Consider the following 18973-nt stretch of genomic DNA (forward strand, 5'->3'; position numbering starts at 1 on the left):
AAGGGGAACAACCACATGTCCAGGGACGACGTGACCGCACTGTTCGAACGGGAACAGGACGCCGACGTGACCCAGCCGACCGCGGCGGGGGAGGAGGGCTCGGCCTGGCTCGCCAAGGTGAACGGCGCAGGGGAACCCGCCCCGCTGCCACCGCCACCGATGCCGGAGTCCGCCACCCCGCTGCCCGAACCGGCCACACCGCCACCGCCGCCCGCCATGCCGGAGGCGGAGAAGCCCGGCGCACCGGCGACCACCATGGCCGCGCCCGCGACGACCACCGGCGGGTGGGAGGTCGACTCGCACCGGCTGCGGTCGTTCACCGACGCCGTCGTGCGGGCGCGTGCGTACCTCGACGCCGTGCGGATGAAGGTCGACCGCATGCAGGGCGCCGAGCTGGATCCGCAGCTCGGTACCAGCCCGGTCGGCACCCAGCTCGCGAAGAAGTTCGACGACCGGCTCAACTCCGAGCAGGGGTTGCGGGCCATGCTCACCGAGGCCATGAAGCGGATGGAGCGGTTCGTCACCACCGCCGAGGAGGCGGCGCAGGCCTACGAGCAGGCCGAGGAGAACGCGCTCGAGACCTTCGAGAGCTACCGGTTCGAGGTCGACTGGGAGGACGAGGAGCTCGCCGAACCACCGCCGTCCTACTACGACCGCGATCACGACCACGGCCGGGACCGCGATCACGACCACGGTCGGGATCACGACCGCGATCACGGTCACGGCAAGGGCCACGGCCACGATGAGGACGGCCACGGCGAGGACGACGACCAGGGTGACGGTCACGGCCAGGGGCACGGCCAGGACGATGGTGTCGACCAGGGTGAGGGCCACGGTCAGGGCCAAGGAGATGGCGGCCAGGGCCACGACGACGGCGACGGCGATGACCGCGGTGACGACCAGCGCGGGGACAACGGTCGCGGCGAAGGCGGCCAGGGCGAGGACCAGGGCCAGGACCACGGTGATGGCCGGGGCGAGGATGGCCAGGGCGACTCCCACGGCCAGGATGGCGATCCCCGTGGCGACGACGATCCCCCTGCCGGGGGTGACGGCCGTGGCGAGGGCGAGCCCCACGACCACGGTGGCGGCGAGCCCTCGGCCGGTAACGGCAAGCCTGGCTGATGATCATCAGCGCCAGGTCGGCCGTGACCGTGGGCGCGGCGGAGGTCGATCTCCTGTGTTCGGCGGCGGCTTCCGCGCCGCCGTTCCCCCTCCGCGTGCCCTCGGCCGGTGCCACCACGGAAGAACGCCGTGCCGTCCTCCGGGCGGCGGGTGAGAGCCTCGCCGCCCGTGGTCTCGCCGACGAACGAGGCCCGCTCGGCGTCGTGGAGGCCTTCGCCTACCTGCTGCAGGACGCCGCGATGACGCTCGACCTCGTCCTGTCCGTCGGCGGGGAGACGCTGGGTGCGGTGCTGCTCGCCAGGCAGGACCTCGCCGTCCTCACCACCCAGGAGCTGACCGGCGAGGGCAAGCTGTGCATGGCGGAGCTGCGGCTCGACGACGCCGTCGACGAGCTGCTGCGCCTCATCCCCGACCACCAGGCCGCGCTGACCGCCCCGTTCTCCCTGCCCAAGGCCGCGCTGGACCGCGTCTACCGGGTTCTGCTGAGTCGCGGGGACGACCCGCTCGGCCGCGACGAGTGGGACGAGCTGCTCGTGGCGAACGGCATCGACGACCGGCTCGCGCGCAGGCTCGTCACCCACCTGCAGCCGGTGCGGGGCAACGGCCAGATGGGCCTGGCGACCCGGGGCGGCTACGCGCAGCAGTGGCAGCGCGTCGGACCGGAGCTGCGCTGGCTGGACACCGGGCGCGGCAGGTTCCAGCTGGTCGAGGGGGACGACGGTGGCTGGCTGTCGGTGAACCCGATGCACGGGAACGACCTCGCCGCGGCGGTGCGGAGCCTCGCGTTGTCACTTCGCGGTTGAGCGTTTGCCTGCGAAAAGTTGAGACCTGTTCGCCTGCTCTCGGTCAGTGTCATCCGCTACCGTGACCATCGGAATCGATGGTGGGAGGGGCGGGGGCGTGGGCTTCGAGCAGATCCTCCAGCAGGTCGCCGAGGCTCGGCGCCGTGCGCAGGAGGCCGCGCAGCACGCGCGTGACGAGCGCAGGCGCAGGCGCGAGGAGAACGACCTGTGGGTCAGCGGCGGGGTGAACTGGAACGGCTTCGGCCTCGAGTCACTGATCAGGATGGTGGCCGAGCGGTCGAGCCCCGCCCAGCTCAACGCGCTGGCAGGCGAGTGGAGCAGGCACGGCACGGCGGTGTCGAAGGCGTCTGAGGACCTGTCGCGGTCGCTGAACAAGCTGATGCAGTACTGGACCGGCGCGGCCGCCGACGACGCCGTGCGCAAGGTCACCACGAACGCGCGCTGGATCGGTGAGCTCGGCGAGACCGCACAGCGGATGTCCGGGCCGATCATGGACGCGAGCGGTGCGCTGCGGTCCGCCCAGGACACCATGCCCGGCATGCCGAAGAACAGCTGGCTGGCGACCGCCGGTGGCGGCGCGGCGGCCGGGTTCGCGATCGCAGGCCCGATCGGCGCGGCGTTCGGCGCCGCCATCGGCGGCATCGCCAGCGCCTTCGGCTTCGGCTCCAAGAAGAAGAAGATGAAGCGCAAGGCCGTGCAGACCATGCAGCGCTACGAGGGCGCCCTGCTCGGCATCGACCAGACCACCCCGCAGTTCGGCGCGCCCTCCGACGGGACCAACCCTGGCGGCGGCGCTCTGCCGAACCCGGACGACGGCATCGGCAGGCCGGGCGGGCCGCCGGTGCCACCCGGCGTCGGCGGAGTGTTCCAGCCGAGGCCGACACCCGTGGACAACGTCTCGGTGACCGCCCCGGCGTTCGCGGGCGCACCGGAGGGCCGCTGGCAGTCGCTGACCGGGCTCACCCCGGGCGGCGGCGGGCTTCCCGGGACAGGCGGCGGCGCGGGCGGCGGGTTCGGCACTCCCTTCGGCGCGGTGCCGGGCATGGCGTCCGGCCGGGGTGCCGGTGCGATGGGCCCGTACGCGGGTGGCCGTGGCGGTGCCGCGGGCGGCAGGGGCGCGGGTGGCCGTGGTGGCGTCGGCCGTGGCGCGGCTGCCGGGTTCCCCGGTGGCATGGGTGCCGGCGGTCGTGGCGACCGCGACTACCGTGGTCGGGGCCGGTTCAGCAAGACTGGTGCGCTCGGGATGGGCGGTGGCGGTGCTGGTGGCCGTCGCGCCGAGGACGAGGAGAACCGCGAGCACCGCAGGAGGGTGCCGATCGAGGAGGATCCCTTCTCGTCGGACCTGAAGGCAGCACCACCGGTGATCGGGCTCTGAGGAGAAGGCACGCATGTACGTCGACGATTCGGGGCCCACGGGCTCGGGTGGCGGCTGGGCCGTCGATCCCGACCAGGTGCGGGCGTTCGCGGAGACCGTCGCGGAGGTGCGCAGGCACCTGGACACGATCACCCGCGAGGTCGAGGACCTGTCCACCCCGGACTACGCGCCGATGCTCGGCACCAGCCCGGTCGGGCAGGAGCTGGCGGAGAAGTTCGCCGACCGGATGGGCAGCGAGCGGGGGCTGCGCGGCCAGCTGAACCTCGCGGTCACGCACATGTCGGAGTTCGTGCTGGCGGCGGAGCACACGGCGGGCACGTACCTCCAGGTGGACGCAGACAACGCGACCAAGAACCGGTACATCTGACGCGATGGAACTGCGTGTCAACGCGGGTACCCCACTGCATCCCGTCGAGGTGGACCTGCTGTGCGTGTTCGCCGAGGTCGAGGCCCCCTTCCCGCTGGAGATCCCGGCTTCCGGGCAGAACGACGTCGAACAGCGCTCGCTGTTCCGGTCGGCACGGGAGCAGCTGGCCGCCAGGGGGCTGGCCGACGAGAACGGCCCGCTCGGTGTGGCGGAGGACTTCGTGTTCCTGCTGCGGTCGTGCACCGGTGTGCTGGACATGGTGCTGGCGAAGGAAGAGGTGCTGCTGGCCGCCGCGGTGCTGGTGCACCGCGACGAGGCGCTGCTGGTGACGCAGGACCTCGCGTCGGACGACGGCATGATCGCGATGAAGGCCGCGACGCTGGACGAGGCGATCGACGACCTGGTGCGGCTGGTGCCGAGGGTGGAGGCGCCGGTGACCGCGCCGTTCAGCCTGCCGAGGCGGGCGCTGGAGGCGGCGTTCACCGCGCTCGTCGACCGCGACGAACCGTTGCTGGCGCAGGAGGTCGACGAGATCCTCGCCGAGCAGGGGATCGACGACCGGGTCGTGCGGCGGATGGTGTCGCACCTGCAGCCGGTGCTCGGCAACGGTCAGGTCGGGGTCGCCGTCCGCGACGACACCGAGGACCAGTGGCAGCGCGTCGGTGAGGAACTGCGCTGGCTCGACACCGAACGCGGCCGCTACCGCCTCGAAGGCGACGAGGAGTGGATGAGCGTGAACCCACTACCCCGAGGCGAGATCCGCGACACCATCCGCAAACTAGCCCAAAAAACCCGCTAACCCCGCGAGTCCCCCATCCAGAACCCGCGAGTCCCCCGTTCAGAACCCGCGAGTCCCGCGTTCAAACCCGCGAGTTCCCCGTTCGGGACTCGCGAGTCTGCCGTTCGGGACCGCCGAACCACCGGTTCGTGAACCAGTCGGTGTCGTGAAGCGCCAACTCACCGGTTCCGAACGGGGAACTCACCGGTTCTGAATCGGGGACTCGCGGGTTCTGAACGCGGGACTCGCGGGGTCTGGACCGGGGACTCGCGGGGTCAGGTTCTGTGGTGGGGGGTTTCTTTGCGGTTGCGGCGGGTTGTGCGGACGACGAACAGTGTCAGCAGCAGCAGGCCGACGCCGCCGCCGGAGCCGATCATCGCGACCTGCATCGGGGTCCAGTCGCGCTCGTACGGCGGCGGCATCTCGAACGGGACGTCGACCGGCTTGTCCGGCGGGATGTTCTCCTCGGCCGGGATGAACGCGGTCAGCGCCGCCATCGGGTTGATCATGCCGTAGCCGACGAGGTTGTCGCGGCCGCCTGCGGCGGCGGGGTGCGACGCGGTCACCTTGATCCGCTCCATCACCTGCCGCGCGTCCAGCTCGGGGAACCGCTGCCGCACCAGCGCGGCCAGCCCGGCCACGTACGGCGCCGCGAACGACGTGCCCTGGATCGGCTGCGCGTTGCCCTTGTCGTCGACCGTCTGGTTCGCGAGTCCGCTCGTGTTGGCGGGGTCCAGCGAGATGATGTCGGTGCCGGGCGCCGCGACGCTCACCCATGGGCCGGTGATCGAGAACTCGGCGACGCTGCCGTCCTCGGTCATCGCCGCGACCGACAGCACGTACTCGGAGAACCACGGCGGGATCACGAGCCACGTCGGGTTCTTCGGGTCGGGGCTGTTCTGCTCCTTGCAGTCGCCCTCCGGCAGGTTGCCGGCCGACGCGACCGGCACGACGTTGCGTTCCTCCACCGCGTACCGCAGCGCGGCCTGCACCTGCCGCTCCGGCTCCGCGATCGGGCCGAACGAGGCAGGCCGGCAGGAGTCCACCGACATGTTGATCACGGTGACGCCCGGAGTGTTCGCCGCGCGCACGATGGCCTTCGCGAGCGTGCCGAGGTTGCCGGCCGACACGCTCGTGTTCGTGGCGGGGTCCTTGAACTCGTAGTTCGCGCTGGACTGGCGGATGCTGACGATCCCGGCCTCCGGCGCGATGCCGCGGAACCCGATCGTCTCGTCCCGCGGGTCCGCCGCGATGATGCCCGCCACCTCGGTGCCGTGCCCGTCGCAGTCCTTGAGCCCGTTCTCGGACCTGATGACGTAGTCGCCGCCGCCTTCGAGCCGGTTCTGGAAGTAGTCGTGCGGCGTCACACCGGTGTCGATCACGGCCACCTTCTGGCCCTTGCCGGTGGCGAAGTCGCCGAGGTCCTCGAACCGCAGCAGGTCCTGGCCCCACGGCTTGTGCTGGAGCGGCGCCGTCGACCCCCGCGACTGGACGCATTGCGTCTTCGGTGTGTACGCCCGGTCCGGCTCACCGTCGTCGACCGGGGTCGGGAAGTCCGGCGGGAGCGGCGGCGGGGTCGCCATGCCCTGGGCCGCCGACGCCGTCGGGCTCGACGGCTGCGACGGGCCCGCGGGCTGCGCGACCGCCGCGGGCCCGGCGGCGGGTACGAACGCCAGCGTGGTGGCGGCGAGCACGGACAGGACCCGAGTGGTCCGGGTTACGGCCATGACGGGCGGTCCCCCTAGTTGGCGGGCAGGATGTTCGCGTGCCGCAGCGTGCCGTACAGGTTCATCACGGCGAGCGCGAGGGGCAGCAGGACCGCGATGCAGATGGCCTCGATGATCTCCACGGTCCTGCGCAGCGGCGGTGAGAACCGCTGCTCGGGGAAGATCACCCCGAGCACCAGCGACGCCGCCGCGATCAGCACGAGGCTGCCGAACACCCACAGCATCCGGTCGAACGTGTCCGCGCCGATCAGCCAGCCGACCATGATCCCGGCCGTGGACAGCATGCCGGTGGCGAGCAGCGCGATGGCCTGGCTGCCGTTGGCGTAGGTGCGGGCCCGCAGCAGCAGCACGAGCGTGGCGGCGATGGCCAGTGCGACGGACCACACGTCGGCCTTGCTCGCCGTGATGATCGCCGCGATCGCCGACGCCGAGCCGAGACCGATGATCATGCCGGTCATGTACTCGTGCGCGAGACCGGCGCGGCGCTCGATCGACCGGTAGTCGGGGAAGCCCGAGTCCTCCTTGAGGTCCTCCGCGCTGCCCGGCACGTTCGGCAGCGGCAGCCTCGCCAGCTGGATCGTGATCCTCGGCAGCATGGACAGCGCGGCGAGCGACACGGCCGCGGTACCGGCCGCGATACCCGGCGCCGGGTGCGCGATCAGGGTGCCGATGGCGAACGCGAGCACGCCGATCAGCCCGGCGGAGCCCGCCGCGACGAACGTGGTGACCCCGGCACCGATCAGCATGATCGACGCCGACGACACGATCAGCACCAGCGCGCACGCGAGCAGCAGGCTGGCCCGCCCGGTCGCGCCCGGCACGATGTAGAGGCCGGCGACGAACGCCATGGGCAGCCCGCCTGCGGCGGCGATCAGCACCCCGGCGGTCTCCGCCTGGTAGCCGCGGGCGATCACGGCGCCGAGCGCGACGCACACGATCGCGGCGGCCCCGGCCGCGATCGCGGCACCGACGTGCGAACCGCCGAACAGCGGGCCCGTCATCAGCACCGTGACGGCGGCGGCGATCAGCGCCAGCGCGCCCGCGATGTAGCCGATGCGGTTCGCGGTCTGCTTGGTCCACGGCCGGTAGCTGTCCGGCGAGGACTCGGCGATCGCGTCCACCACGTCGTCGTACAGGGGCGGCGGCGGGTTCTCGGCACGCTTGCGCAGCTGCAGCAGCTCACCGTCGACCACCCCGAGGGACGCGAGCGTGCGGCTCGGGTCCAGCGGGGCGTCACCCAGTTTCGCCAGGCACCAGCCGCCGTGCCGCGCGCCGCCGTCGGGGGTGCCCTCCTTGGCCATCTCGAGCAGCATCGGCAGGAGGTCCGCGACGGCGACACCCGCCGGGAGCGCGACGTCGATGCGTGTTCTCGGCGCAACCACCGTCACCCGGCTGAACACTGTCGTACCGGTAGCCACCCCGCGGCCCCCTCACCCTGGAACGTTCAGGTCTTGCCCATAACCACCCATTGCTGTCGGTGGCGGCCCCTAGTATGGCCTTGCCGCTCACGGCTCGTGCGTGGGTTCGGTCAAGTTGGGGATTGAACAGGATGAGGGGTTACCGGTGAGCACGCTTCAGTTCAAGCGTTCACCTCGGCTCGCCGCGCCGCGGCAGCCCGGCGGCGAGGTCCACCTCGAACCGCCGCCCGAGGTGCCCCGCGTCATCCCGGGCAACATCCTGATGAAGCTGATGCCCGTCGTGATGGTCGTCGCGATGCTGGGCATGATGGCCCTGATGTTCACCGCGGGCGGCGCCATCGGCCGCAACCCGGTGACCCTGCTGTTCCCGATGATGATGATGTTCTCGATGGTCGGGATGATGGGCCAGGGGCGCGGCGGCGGCCCGAAGAAGGCCGAGATGAACGAGGACCGCAAGGACTACCTGCGGTACCTCGGCCAGATGCGGGACCGGGCCCGTGAGGCCTCGCTCGACCAGCGCGCCGCGCTCGAGTGGGTGCACCCCGATCCGCAGGCGCTGTGGTCGATGGCCACCAGCCGCCGCATGTGGGAGCGCCGCCAGTCCGACCCCGACTTCTGCCACCTGCGCGCCGGCCGCGGCTCCCAGCGGCTCGCGACCCGGCTCGTGCCGCCGCAGACCGGTCCGGTCGACGAGCTGGAACCGATCGCCACGCTGGCGCTGCGCCGGTTCGTGCGCGCGCACTCGATCGTTCCCGAGCTGCCGATCCAGATCGCGATCCGCGGCTTCGCGGCCGTGGGCCTCTCGGGTGACAAGGAGCTGACCCGCGGCCTGGCCCGCGCGCTGATCGCGCAGCTCGTGACCTTCCACACCCCGGACGACGTGCTGATCGCGGTCGTGACCGGTGGCCGGACCAAGGCCGAGTGGGAGTGGGCGAAGTGGCTGCCCCACACCCAGCACCCCTCGATGGTCGACGGCATCGGCCAGATGCGGATGATGGCCGGCTCGCTGGCCCAGGTGGAGGACTGGCTGGACGAGGAACTGCGCGACCGGCAGCGGTTCACCCGCAACGCGCCGCCGCAGCCCGACCAGCCGCAGATCGTGATCGTCATCGACGACGGCGAGGTGACCCGCGAGGAGCAGATCATCCTCGAGGAGGGCCTGGTCGGCGTCACGCTGATGGACCTGTCCGAGAGCCTCGGCAACCTCACCGCCCGCCGCGGCCTGCGGCTGGTGGTCGAGGAGGACCGGCTCGGCGCCCGCTCCGCGAGCGGTGTCGAGTGGTTCGCGAGCCCGGACACGATGTCGGTGGCGGAGGCGGAGGCGCTGGCCCGCAAGCTGTCGCCCTACCGGCTCGGCGCGGCCGCGGCCGACGACGGCGGCGAGGAGCCGTTGCTGTCCAACCCGACCCTGCTGGAGCTGCTCGGCATCCCCGGCGACCCGATGACCTTCGACGTGCAGCAGGCGTGGCGGCCCCGCCCGGTCCGCGACCGCTACCGCGTGCCGTTCGGCGTCGGCGAGTTCGGCCAGCCCGTCGAGCTGGACATCAAGGAAGCGGCGATGGAGGGCATGGGCCCGCACGGCCTGTGCATCGGCGCGACCGGTTCCGGCAAGTCGGAGTTCCTGCGGACGCTCGTGCTCGGCATGCTCGCCACCCACTCGTCGACGACGCTCAACTTCGTCCTCGTCGACTTCAAGGGTGGCGCGACGTTCCTCGGGCTCGACTCGGCGCCGCACGTCGCGGCGACCATCACCAACCTGCAGGACCAGCTGACCCTGGTCGACCGCATGAAGGACGCGCTCGCCGGGGAGATGAACCGGCGGCAGGAGGCGCTGAAGAACGGCGGCAACTTCAAGAACGTGTGGGAGTACGAGAAGGCCCGCGAGAACGGCGCCGACCTCGACCCGCTGCCCGCGCTGTTCATCGTGGTCGACGAGTTCTCCGAGCTGTTGAGCGCCAAGCCCGACTTCATCGACCTGTTCGTCGCCATCGGCCGGCTCGGCCGCTCGCTCCAGATGCACATGCTGCTCGCCTCGCAACGCCTGGAGGAGGGCAAGCTGCGTGGTCTTGACTCGCACCTGTCGTACCGGATCGGTCTGAAGACGTTCTCCGCGGCGGAGTCCCGTGCGGCGATCGGGGTGCCGGACGCGTTCGAGCTGCCGTCGATCCCGGGTTCGGGCTACCTGAAGTTCGACACGTCGACGATGGTGCGGTTCAAGGCCTCCTACGTGTCCGGGCCGTACCGCCCGGCAGGCATCCAGACCGTCGGCCCGGCCGCGGTCGTCTCCGGTGACCGGCGCGCGAAGCTGTTCGTGCCGGACTACATCGAGATCCCGAAGGAGCCGGAGCGGCCGGTCGAGCAGGTCCAGGAGGCCCCGAAGCCGGAGCAGAACCAGCCGACGGAGCCGAGCGAGCTCGACGTCGTCGTGTCCCGGCTGCAGGGCCAGGGCCCGCCCGCGCACGAGGTGTGGCTGCCGCCGCTGGAGACCCCCAACTCGCTCGACACGCTGCTGCCGCCGCTGCAGCCGACCGAGGACCGCGGCCTTTCACCGGCCGGGTTCTTCGGCAACGGCAGGCTCCAGCCGCCGCTCGGCCTGATCGACAAGCCGTTCGAGCAGCGCCGCGACCTGCTGTGGGCCGACTTCTCCGGCGCGGCGGGCCACGCGGCCATCGCCGGTGGTCCGCAGTCGGGCAAGTCGATGCTGATCCGCACGCTCGTCATGTCGATGGCGCTCACGCACACGGCGGAGGAGGCGCAGTTCTACTGCGTCGACCTCGGTGGTGGCACGCTCGGCACGCTGACGGGGCTGCCGCACGTCGGTGGTGTCGCCGGCCGTCTCGACCCGGACAAGGTGCGCCGCATGGTCGCCGAGGTCGCGGGCCTGGTGTCCATGCGCGAGCACCTGTTCCGGGACAACCAGATCGACTCCATGACCGACTTCCGCAACCGCAAGCGCAGGGGCGAGCTGCGGGAGGACCCGTGGGGTGACGTGTTCCTCGTCGTCGACGGCTGGCTGAACTTCCGGCAGGAGTTCGAGGCCATCGAGTCGCAGGTGCTGAACATCGCGGCGCAGGGTCTGTCCTACGGCGTGCACGTGATCGTCACCGCCAACCGCTGGGCGGAGATCCGGCCCGCGATGAAGGACCTCCTCGGCACCCGGTTCGAGCTGCGCCTCGGTGACGCGAGCGAGTCCGAGGTGGACCGGCGTGTCGCCGTCAACGTGCCGGAGGGCAGGCCGGGCCGTGGTCTGTCCCGCGACAAGCTGCACTTCCTCGTCGGCCTGCCGCGCATCGACGGGTCGAGCAACGCCGACGACGTCGCGGGCGGTGTCCAGGACGCCATCGCGAAGATCAACGCCGGGTGGCGCGGCAGGCGCGCGCCGCAGGTGCGGCTGCTGCCCGACCAGATGCCGTACGAGGAGCTGCTGGCGCAGGACAAGCACCGCGACACCAGGCTCCTCCCGATCGGTGTCAACGAGGACGAGCTCGCGCCGGTGTACCTGGACTTCGACGCGGACCCGCACTTCTACGCGCTGATGGACGGCGAGTCCGGCAAGACGAACCTGATGCGCACGATCGTGCGCGGCATCACCGAGCGGTACACGCCCAAGGAAGCGGTCGTCGTGCTCATCGACTACCGGCGCACGATGCTCGGGTTCATCGAGACCAAGCACCTGCTGGCGTACGCCGTGTCGTCCAACCAGCTCACCGGCATCATCTCCGAGGTCAGGAAGTCGCTGCAGAAGCGCCTTCCCGGCCCGGACGTCACGCAGGAGCAGCTGAAGACCCGTTCCTGGTGGAAGGGGCCGGAGCTGTTCGTCATCGTCGACGACTACGACCTGGTGTGCCCGCAGAACAACAACCCGCTCCAGCCGCTCGCCGAGTTCATCCCGCAGGCCAAGGACGTCGGCCTGCACATCGTCGCCGCCCGCCGCACCGGTGGCGCGTCGCGTGCGATGTACGACCCGGTGCTCGGCAAGCTAAAGGAGATCGCGGCCCCCGGTCTGCAGGGCAGCGGCGACCGGGGCGAGGGCCCCCTGATCGGCAACGTCCGCCCGTCGGCCCAGCCGCCGGGCCGGGGCACGATGGTCAGCCGCAAGACCGGCCAGCAGCTCATCCAGGTCGCCTGGATCCAGCCCGACAACTAGTCCGCCTCCCCGGAATTCAAAGTGTTGGTCCAGACCCAGCGAGACCTGCGGACCGCACGCGGTCGGTGGCCCAGTGCCGCCACGTTCCCCTGAGGTAACCGCTGATCAGGCCAAGACCTCGCACAAAGATCCGCGGGACACTAGGACGTCGGCCGCGCCCGCGCCGCACTACCATCCCCCTGGGCGGATGGTGACGATCAGGGGCGTGCATGCGGGTAGCGGTCGACTTCGGCACGTCGAGCACGTGTGTCGCGGTCGCGGTCGATGGCCGCGAACCGCAGGTCGTCACGGTCGACGGGCTGCCGCTGATGTCCTCGGCCGTGTACGCGGCCGCCGACGGCGGGGTGTTCGTCGGGCAGGAGGCCGACCGCCAGGCCGCGATCGACCCGTCGCGCTACGAGCCGCACCCGAAGCGCCGCATCGACGAGACCGAGCTGCTGCTCGGCGCGAGTGTGGTGGCGGTGCGCGACGTGATCCGCGCGGTGCTGCGCCGCGCGGTCGACGAGGCCCGCCGCGTCGGCGGCGGTGACACGGTCGACCAGCTCGTGCTCACCCACCCCGCGGACTGGGGCGGGATCCGCACCAGGGTGCTGCGCCAGGCGGGCAACGGCCTCGCCGACCGGATCGTGCTCGTGCCGGAGCCGGTCGCGGCCGCGGTGTTCCACGCGGCGCGGTTCCCGGCCGCGGGCCCCTCCGGTGCCGCGCTCGCGGTGCTGGACGTCGGTGGCGGCACCGTCGACGTCAGCGTGGTCCGCGGCGGCCACCCCGCGCACGAGGTGCTGGCGACCAGGGGCGACCACACGTTCGGCGGCGCCGACATCGACCAGCTGCTGCTCGACCACATCGGCTCGGTCGTCGCCGCCACCGACCACGACGGCTGGCGCACCCTCGTCGAGGGCCGTGAGCTGGCCGACCGGAGACGCAGGCGCGTGATCCACCAGGACGTGCGGGGGGCGAAGGAGACGCTCTCCCGGCACACCTACACCGACGTGCCGATGCCGCCGCCGTTCCCCGACGTGCACGTCACCAGGGCGGACCTGGAGCGGCTGATCACGACCCCGGTGGACCGCGCGGCCCGGCTGACCGCGGCCACCATCGCCGAGGCCGGTCTCGCGCCGACGGACCTGGCCGGCGTCTTCCTGGTCGGCGGGTCGAGCCGGATCCCCCTGGTGTCGCGGCTGGTGCACCAGCGGTGCGGGGTCGTGCCGACGACCCTCGACCAGCCGGAGACCGTGGTGGCGCGGGGGGCGCTGCTCGCGGTCGCGCCCACCGCCACCCAGGACACCCCCGGCGCGGGCGCGGTGCTGGTGCCGGTCCGCAGGACCGCGCAGCAGGCACAACGGCCCGGCTCGCCGCCGCACGGCAGGGGCGCGGCCCCGCCTCGGCCCCGCGCCGTGCTGCCCCCGCCGCCCGCCCCGCCCAGCTCACGGCGCAGGCAGCTGCTCGCGGTCGGCGGTGGCGCGGTGCTCGTCGCCGCCGTCACGAGCCTGCTGGTGGTCCTGCTCGGCGACAGCACGGAACGCAGTCCGCGGGCGGTCCCCGAGACCACGTCCGCGCCGCCGAGCAGGCTGATCGCCCAGTACGAGTACCAGTTCGCACTGCCGGAGGGCTGGGTGCAGACCGGTGGCGACCCGGCCAAGCTGCGCACCGAGGTCAAGCCGACCGAGGCCAGGAACGGCGACGACGTGGTGTTCGTCGAGCAGATCCGGCTGTCGTTCGACAGCACCGAGGACCGGTCCCGCGCGGTGGACAAGCTGCGTGGTGACTTCCAGGCCGCGGGCGCGGCGTTCTCCGACTTCGACGCGGACGCGTCGTTCGCGGGCCGGGACGTGATCCACTACCGGCAGGCGCTGCCGAACAAGGACGCCACGGTCGACTGGTACGTGCTGTTCGAGGGCAGCACCCAGGTCAGCGTCGGCTGCCAGCAGTCGAACGCGCGCAGCAGGGCGGCGGCCGTCGCCGCCGCGTGCGAGACGATCGTCGAGACGGTGACCATCGCCGGGTGACCTGGGTACGCTGGCCCGCATGACCGGGCAGGACGGCGGTTTTTCCCATGCCGCGCGGCGTTTCGTCGCGGAGGTCGACTCCGCGTTGACCAGGGCACGGCGGGCCGCTCGCGAGGCGAGAGCCACCTCGGAGGAGTTCCGGCGCAGCACCGAGGAGCTCGGCGCGCAGGCGAAGACGGGAAAACTGCGCGGGCTTCGCCGCGGTGAGGTGACGGCGACGGCGGAACAGGCCCGCGCGGCGGCCGTCGAGTTCCGCACTGCCAACGGTTTGCCCGTGGCGGAACTGCCCGGCGCCGACGCGCTGATCGCCCGCCTGCCCGCGCAGGCTCCGGATCCGGCGGCGGTCCGGGAGCAGGAGGACTTCTCCCAGCACCGGGTCCTGTTCGATGTCGACGGTCCCGGCGCCGCCGAAAACGCCGACATGGCCGAGGAGACCGCCGAGAGCGGGAAAACGGGCGCAATCGATCCATCCGACGCCGAGCCGTCCGAGACGAGCGATGACGACGAGGACTTTTCGCAACAGCGAATCCTCCTCGACGCGACCGTCGAATCCTATCGCCCCGAGGGCATGCTCGGCGCCGTCTTCGACCCTGTCGAGCCGGAAACAGCCAGGTCAGAGCGGTCTGCCGAGCGCGGGCCCGACACCGGCGCCTGACCCCGCGCCGCCCGGTCCCCGTGATGGCCGGCACCGCGAATTTCCCAGTGCGATCGCGATGCGCGTTCACGCTCGCAACGACCTCCGACCAGATGACGACAACGTGGAACCAGACATGGCAGGGTCTACGTCGCAGGAAGCGTACGAACCACAGAGCTTTGTACGACTGATACAGACCCACTGAAGGGGGTTCTTTCTAATGGGTGACTTCAAGACTGGGACACCGGAACTTCTCACCGCGTCGGACCAGATGATCGCGACCAACGAGCTGCTGCAGGACAACGGCCGCAAGCTCGCCCAGGCCGTCGACTCGGTGCAGGGGGCCTGGTCCGGTGCCGCCGCTCAGGCGTTCACCAACCTGATGACGCAGTACTCGACGGACTTCAACAACCTGAACACCGCGCTGTTCAACATCGCGGAGCAGGTCGCCGGTTCGGCCCGCGACTACCAGGCGCAGGAAGACACGGCCGCCGCCGACGTCTCGGCGATCGCCGCCACGCTGTCCGACGGCTGAGTACGGCCACCAGGTTCATCCCTCGTCTTTGCCACTTAGGAGAAAGAGTTAGAAATGGGCGACATCAAGGTCACATTCGGCTCGCTGGAGCAGCTGGCCGGCGACATCCGCACCCAGGTCGGGGCCATCGAAGGCAACCTCAACGACCTGCAGTCCCAGATCTCCAGCCTGGAGCAGCTCTGGGAAGGTGGCGCGAGCGCCGGCTTCCAGGCCACCAAGCAGCAGTGGTTCACCTCCGCCGACCACCTTCGCCAGGTGCTCGCGAAGATCGAGATGGCGGTCGTCCAGTCCACCGACGGCTACCGCGACGCTGAGGACCGCAACACCAAGCGCTGGGACGCCTGACAGTCGGCGTTGGTCAACAGAACACCGCGAGTGGGGCCCGGGAGCGATCCCGGGCCCCACTCGCTGTCATGAGCCGGTCATGGGCCGTTGTCCACTCCGCACTGTCGGAGGTGGTCACTTCTCCGGGGTGCGGTCGTTGAACTTCTCCCAGAACTGCTCCAGCGCCGCCTTGTCGGTGATCGCGGTGATCTCGGCCTCGTCCGGCACGTCGGGGAGGTCCGACTCCTCCGCCTCGCCGAGCACCTCGTACTCGAGCTGGATCTCCAGCTTCGGCGCGTCGCCGCCGGTGACCGCGCCACGGACCTCGAAGCCGGTGAACTCCATCGCGTCGTCGAGCCGGATCGTCACCGGCACGACCGTGTTCAGCATCGGCTCGGTCAGGTCCCCGCGCTGCTCCTCGGGGACCGACACGATGCCCTCGTCGAGCATCACACCGAGCAGCGCCCCGGTCGTCACCTCGAAACCGTCCTCGGTCGCCCGTGCCTCGCTCGGCTGCTCCTCCGGCGCGTCCAGTGCCGTCTGCCCGATGGAGGTGTCCACATTGCACGCCGCCCACGCGGTCAGCAGGATGCACGTCTGGAACCCGTTCGCGTACAGCGACGGCACCGAGACGTACGGCGTCGGCGCGAGGAACCGGTGGTCCTCGTCGAGCTTGATGTAGTCCACCGGTGACCCCGGGGGCGTGAACGTCTCCGACCAGTCGCCGTCCGCGGAGTAGCGCCGCTTGGTCACGATCGCGGGCGGATCGCCGACCTTGAACGACTCGTGTTCGGTGGTGATCTTCGTGTCGCCGAAGTTGAGGTAGTTGTAGACCCTGGCGTGCTCGTCGCCGAAGTTCGTGAAGTGGTCCTGGAAGGCGTCGATGCCGCGGCGCACCGCGTCCGCCGTGGCCTTCGCGGCGGTCTCGCGGTCCGCGACCGGCCTGCCCGTCGTCGGCTGGGCGCAGCCAACGGTCAGTGCGACGCCGACGAGCGCGTACACCAGCCGACGGGTGACCCTGGTGACCCTCATCTCGCACACCCCTCGCAGAACAGCAGGAACACGCCGTCGACGTGCACGATAGTGCGCGGTACCCGGTGCCGGGTGGGGGCCGCTTTGACCCTCCGTCGGGACGGCGGGTATCTTCCTGTGTTGTTGCGCGTCGCGGGCTCATGCCCGTATGTAGCGCACATGCACCCTGACGCAAATGACGACGAGGTAGATCCGTGCGCACGTACAGCCCGAAGCCAGGCGAGGTGGCCCGCACCTGGCATGTCATCGACGCGGAGGACGTGGTCCTCGGCCGGCTCGCCTCGAATGTCGCCACTCTGCTCCGGGGCAAGCACAAGCCCACCTTCGCACCGCACGTGGACACGGGTGACTTCGTCATCATCGTGAACGCGGACAAGGTCGTGTTGACGGGTAACAAGCGTGACCAGGCCTTCGCGTACCGGCACAGCGGCTACCCGGGCGGTCTGCGCAAGCAGTCGTTCGGCGAGCTGCTGGACAACCGGCCGGAGCGGCTGCTCGAGAAGGTCGTCAAGGGCATGCTGCCGAAGAACAAGCTCGGCCGTGCCCAGGGCAAGAAGCTGAAGGTCTACGCAGGCCCGGACCACCCGCACACCGCGCAGCAGCCGAAGCCGTTCGAGATCGCCAAGGTCAGCAGGTGAATGGACTTGCTAGCCATCAAGTCGGACAAAGCGAGGATCATTGAGCACCCCTGAGACCCCCGAGGAGACCGTCGCCCCCGTGGAGGAGGCGCCGGAACCGACTCCCGTGCGTGTGAGCGGCGAGACCGCCCAGACCGTCGGCCGCCGCAAAGAAGCCGTCGTCCGCGTGCGGCTCACCCCGGGCACCGGCAAGTTCACCCTGAACGGCAAGTCGCTCGAGGACTACTTCCCGAACAAGGTGCACCAGCAGCTCATCCGTGAGCCCCTGGTCATCCTGGAGAAGCCCGAGGCGTTCGACGTCCGCGCGAACCTGCGGGGCGGCGGCACCACCGGTCAGGCCGGTGCGCTGCGCCTCGCGATCGCGCGTGCGCTCATCGAGCTGGACTCCGAGGACCGCCCGGCGCTGAAGAAGGCCGGCTTCCTCACCCGTGACCCGAGGGTCAAGGAGCGCAAGAAGTACGGCCTCAAGAAGGCCCGCAAGGCGCCCCAGTACAGCAAGCGCTGACGTTCGTCAGCTTGTAGTGGAACGCCGCGTCCGGCATCTGCGATGCTCCGGACGCGGCGTTCGCTGTTTTCCGGACCTCACCTGGAGGAATCGCCAACGATGGCTCGGCTGTTCGGTACCGACGGTGTTCGCGGGTTGGCGAACTCCGATCTGACCCCTGAGCTCGCCCTTTCCGTCGCCGCGGCCGCGGCGCGGGTGCTGGCGGAGCGGGACAGCTCCCACCGCCCGGTCGCGGTCGTCGGCCGGGACCCGAGGGCCAGCGGTGAGATGCTGCAGGCCGCGGTGTCGGCGGGCCTCACCGCCGCGGGGGCCGACGTCATGCAGCTGGGCGTGCTGCCGACCCCTGCGGTCGCGCACCTCGTCGGCGACCTGGGCGCCGACTTCGGGGTGATGATCTCCGCGTCGCACAACCCGATGCCGGACAACGGCATCAAGTTGTTCGCCGCGGGCGGGCACAAACTGCCCGACGCCATCGAGAACGAGATCGAGACCCACATGGGCGCCGACTTCCCGCGCCCCACCGGTGCGGGCGTCGGCCGCGTGTACGACGTCGCCGACGCGCTCGAGCGCTACCTCGAACACCTGCTGAAGGCGGTCCCGAACCGCCTCGACGGCCTGCGAGTCGTGGTCGACTGCGCGAACGGCGCGGCGTGGGCGGCGGCACCGAGGGCCTACCGCGAGGCCGGTGCCGAGGTGATCGCCATCCACGCGTTGCCCGACGGCGAGAACATCAACGCCGACTGCGGTTCCACCCACCTGGACGCCCTGCGCGAATCGGTGCTCGCCGAGAACGCCGACCTGGGCATCGCCCACGACGGCGACGCGGACCGCTGCCTGGCGATCGACGCGGCGGGCAACATGGTGGACGGCGACCAGATCATGGCGGTGCTGGCGGTTGCCATGAAGGAGTCCGGAGAACTCGCCGAGAACACCCTGGTGGCGACGGTCATGAGCAACCTCGGCCTGCACCTGGCGATGCGTGAGCACGGCGTCCACCTGCGCACCACCGCGGTCGGCGACCGCTACGTGCTGGAGGAACTGCGCGCGCACAACTTCTCGCTTGGTGGCGAACAGTCCGGCCACGTGGTCCTCCCGGCACACGCCACCACCGGCGACGGCCTGCTGACCGCGCTGCGCCTGATGGCCCGCCTCGCCGGGACCGGCCGCTCCCTGGCCGAGCTCGCCGGTGTCATGACCCGCCTCCCGCAGGTGCTGGTGAACGTGAAGGTCACCGACAAGACCGCGGTGACCAGTTCCGCGACGGTCAGCGACGCGGTGGCCGAGGTGGAAGCCGAGCTCGGTGAGACCGGCCGCGTCCTGCTCCGCCCGTCCGGCACCGAGCAACTCGTCCGCGTCATGGTCGAGGCCCCTTCCCACGAGGTGGCCCAGGCAGCGGCCCAACGTCTGGTCGGCGTCGTCAGCGCAGCCGTCTGACCAGCGCTTTTTCTGTCACAAATCCCCCATTCCACCCCGGACCGGGACACCGGATCGGTATGTTGCCAGCGGTGTGCGCAGGCGTACGATCCGTGCCTGCGCACACTCGGGGGTTCGTTGACCAGGAG

Annotated in this window: 16 protein-coding genes; 13 read left to right on the plus strand and 3 right to left on the minus strand. The window is 70.9% G+C overall.

Annotation, left to right across the window (positions count from 1 at the left end; translation table 11 throughout):
- Window positions 1-15 precede the first annotated feature (15 nt).
- The 5 genes from ACFPCV_RS07140 to ACFPCV_RS07160 all read left to right on the plus strand — a co-directional run bounded on the left by ACFPCV_RS07140 (window position 16) and on the right by ACFPCV_RS07160 (window position 4466).
- Window positions 16-1122 (plus strand): hypothetical protein, encoded by a 1107-nt coding sequence (locus ACFPCV_RS07140; RefSeq protein ID WP_378055243.1) that lies wholly within the window; start codon window positions 16-18, stop codon window positions 1120-1122.
- The gene (locus tag ACFPCV_RS07145; protein WP_378055244.1) at window positions 1122-1925 is read left to right on the plus strand and encodes an ESX secretion-associated protein EspG; all 804 of its coding nucleotides are present in this window, start codon (window positions 1122-1124) and stop codon (window positions 1923-1925) included. Before ACFPCV_RS07140 ends, ACFPCV_RS07145 begins: the two co-directional genes overlap by 1 nt.
- A gap of 97 nt (window positions 1926-2022) precedes the next feature.
- Window positions 2023-3300 (plus strand): hypothetical protein, encoded by a 1278-nt coding sequence (locus ACFPCV_RS07150; RefSeq protein WP_378055245.1) that lies wholly within the window; start codon window positions 2023-2025, stop codon window positions 3298-3300.
- A gap of 13 nt (window positions 3301-3313) precedes the next feature.
- A complete protein-coding gene (locus ACFPCV_RS07155) occupies window positions 3314-3667 on the plus strand; it encodes a hypothetical protein (RefSeq protein WP_378055246.1) in 354 nt (117 codons plus the stop codon).
- A 4-nt stretch (window positions 3668-3671) separates the two neighbouring features.
- Window positions 3672-4466: an ESX secretion-associated protein EspG gene (locus ACFPCV_RS07160; protein WP_378055247.1), complete on the plus strand. Its 795-nt coding sequence runs from the start codon at window positions 3672-3674 to the stop codon at window positions 4464-4466.
- Between the two features lie 254 nt (window positions 4467-4720).
- Here ACFPCV_RS07160 and mycP read toward each other — a convergent pair whose 3' ends face one another.
- Both mycP and eccD read right to left on the minus strand, forming a co-directional pair.
- Entirely contained in the window at window positions 4721-6172 is a 1452-nt protein-coding gene (gene mycP / locus ACFPCV_RS07165; protein ID WP_378055248.1) for a type VII secretion-associated serine protease mycosin, read from the minus strand.
- A gap of 14 nt (window positions 6173-6186) precedes the next feature.
- Entirely contained in the window at window positions 6187-7560 is a 1374-nt protein-coding gene (gene eccD / locus ACFPCV_RS07170) for a type VII secretion integral membrane protein EccD (protein WP_378055249.1), read from the minus strand.
- 175 nt (window positions 7561-7735) lie between these two features.
- Here eccD and eccCa point away from each other — a divergent pair, with 175 nt between their 5' ends.
- From eccCa to ACFPCV_RS07195, 5 genes are all read left to right on the plus strand, one after another.
- The gene (gene eccCa / locus ACFPCV_RS07175) at window positions 7736-11737 is read left to right on the plus strand and encodes a type VII secretion protein EccCa (protein WP_378055250.1); all 4002 of its coding nucleotides are present in this window, start codon (window positions 7736-7738) and stop codon (window positions 11735-11737) included.
- Window positions 11738-11946: 209 nt separating this feature from the next.
- Window positions 11947-13743 carry a type VII secretion-associated protein gene (locus ACFPCV_RS07180; RefSeq protein ID WP_378055251.1) on the plus strand — a complete coding sequence of 599 codons (1797 nt, stop codon included), beginning with the start codon at window positions 11947-11949 and terminating at the stop codon, window positions 13741-13743.
- 19 nt (window positions 13744-13762) lie between these two features.
- On the plus strand, window positions 13763-14398 hold the full coding sequence (locus tag ACFPCV_RS07185; protein ID WP_378055252.1) for a hypothetical protein: 636 nt from the start codon (window positions 13763-13765) through the stop codon (window positions 14396-14398).
- A 199-nt stretch (window positions 14399-14597) separates the two neighbouring features.
- A complete protein-coding gene (locus ACFPCV_RS07190) occupies window positions 14598-14912 on the plus strand; it encodes a WXG100 family type VII secretion target (protein WP_378055253.1) in 315 nt (104 codons plus the stop codon).
- A 54-nt stretch (window positions 14913-14966) separates the two neighbouring features.
- Window positions 14967-15257: a WXG100 family type VII secretion target gene (locus tag ACFPCV_RS07195; RefSeq protein ID WP_378055254.1), complete on the plus strand. Its 291-nt coding sequence runs from the start codon at window positions 14967-14969 to the stop codon at window positions 15255-15257.
- A gap of 114 nt (window positions 15258-15371) precedes the next feature.
- Here ACFPCV_RS07195 and ACFPCV_RS07200 read toward each other — a convergent pair whose 3' ends face one another.
- On the minus strand, window positions 15372-16268 hold the full coding sequence (locus ACFPCV_RS07200; RefSeq protein WP_378055255.1) for a hypothetical protein: 897 nt from the start codon (window positions 16266-16268) through the stop codon (window positions 15372-15374).
- 194 nt (window positions 16269-16462) lie between these two features.
- On the opposite strand from ACFPCV_RS07200, the gene rplM reads away from it, so the two are divergent.
- From rplM to glmM, 3 genes are all read left to right on the plus strand, one after another.
- The gene (rplM, locus tag ACFPCV_RS07205; RefSeq protein ID WP_378055256.1) at window positions 16463-16906 is read left to right on the plus strand and encodes a 50S ribosomal protein L13; all 444 of its coding nucleotides are present in this window, start codon (window positions 16463-16465) and stop codon (window positions 16904-16906) included.
- A 40-nt stretch (window positions 16907-16946) separates the two neighbouring features.
- Window positions 16947-17411, plus strand: coding sequence for a 30S ribosomal protein S9 (gene rpsI / locus ACFPCV_RS07210; protein WP_378055257.1), 465 nt, complete (start codon window positions 16947-16949; stop codon window positions 17409-17411).
- 99 nt (window positions 17412-17510) lie between these two features.
- Window positions 17511-18845 carry a phosphoglucosamine mutase gene (gene glmM, locus ACFPCV_RS07215; protein WP_378055258.1) on the plus strand — a complete coding sequence of 445 codons (1335 nt, stop codon included), beginning with the start codon at window positions 17511-17513 and terminating at the stop codon, window positions 18843-18845.
- Window positions 18846-18973: the final 128 nt, after the last annotated feature.

Origin of the sequence: Actinophytocola glycyrrhizae (assembly GCF_042653545.1) — a bacterium.
Classification (GTDB): Bacteria; Actinomycetota; Actinomycetes; order Mycobacteriales; family Pseudonocardiaceae; genus Actinophytocola; species Actinophytocola glycyrrhizae.

Bases quoted from the DNA above. Each gene is read 5' to 3' on its own strand.
- ACFPCV_RS07140 (WP_378055243.1), top strand. From the start codon at position 16: ATGTCCAGGGACGACGTGACCGCACTGTTCGAACGGGAACAGGACGCC.
- ACFPCV_RS07145 (WP_378055244.1), top strand. From the start codon at position 1,122: ATGATCATCAGCGCCAGGTCGGCCGTGACCGTGGGCGCGGCGGAGGTC.
- ACFPCV_RS07155 (WP_378055246.1), top strand. From the start codon at position 3,314: ATGTACGTCGACGATTCGGGGCCCACGGGCTCGGGTGGCGGCTGGGCC.
- ACFPCV_RS07160 (WP_378055247.1), top strand. From the start codon at position 3,672: ATGGAACTGCGTGTCAACGCGGGTACCCCACTGCATCCCGTCGAGGTG.
- mycP (WP_378055248.1), bottom strand. From the start codon at position 6,172: ATGGCCGTAACCCGGACCACTCGGGTCCTGTCCGTGCTCGCCGCCACC.
- ACFPCV_RS07180 (WP_378055251.1), top strand. From the start codon at position 11,947: ATGCGGGTAGCGGTCGACTTCGGCACGTCGAGCACGTGTGTCGCGGTC.
- ACFPCV_RS07185 (WP_378055252.1), top strand. From the start codon at position 13,763: ATGACCGGGCAGGACGGCGGTTTTTCCCATGCCGCGCGGCGTTTCGTC.
- ACFPCV_RS07190 (WP_378055253.1), top strand. From the start codon at position 14,598: ATGGGTGACTTCAAGACTGGGACACCGGAACTTCTCACCGCGTCGGAC.
- ACFPCV_RS07195 (WP_378055254.1), top strand. From the start codon at position 14,967: ATGGGCGACATCAAGGTCACATTCGGCTCGCTGGAGCAGCTGGCCGGC.
- ACFPCV_RS07200 (WP_378055255.1), bottom strand. From the start codon at position 16,268: ATGAGGGTCACCAGGGTCACCCGTCGGCTGGTGTACGCGCTCGTCGGC.
- glmM (WP_378055258.1), top strand. From the start codon at position 17,511: ATGGCTCGGCTGTTCGGTACCGACGGTGTTCGCGGGTTGGCGAACTCC.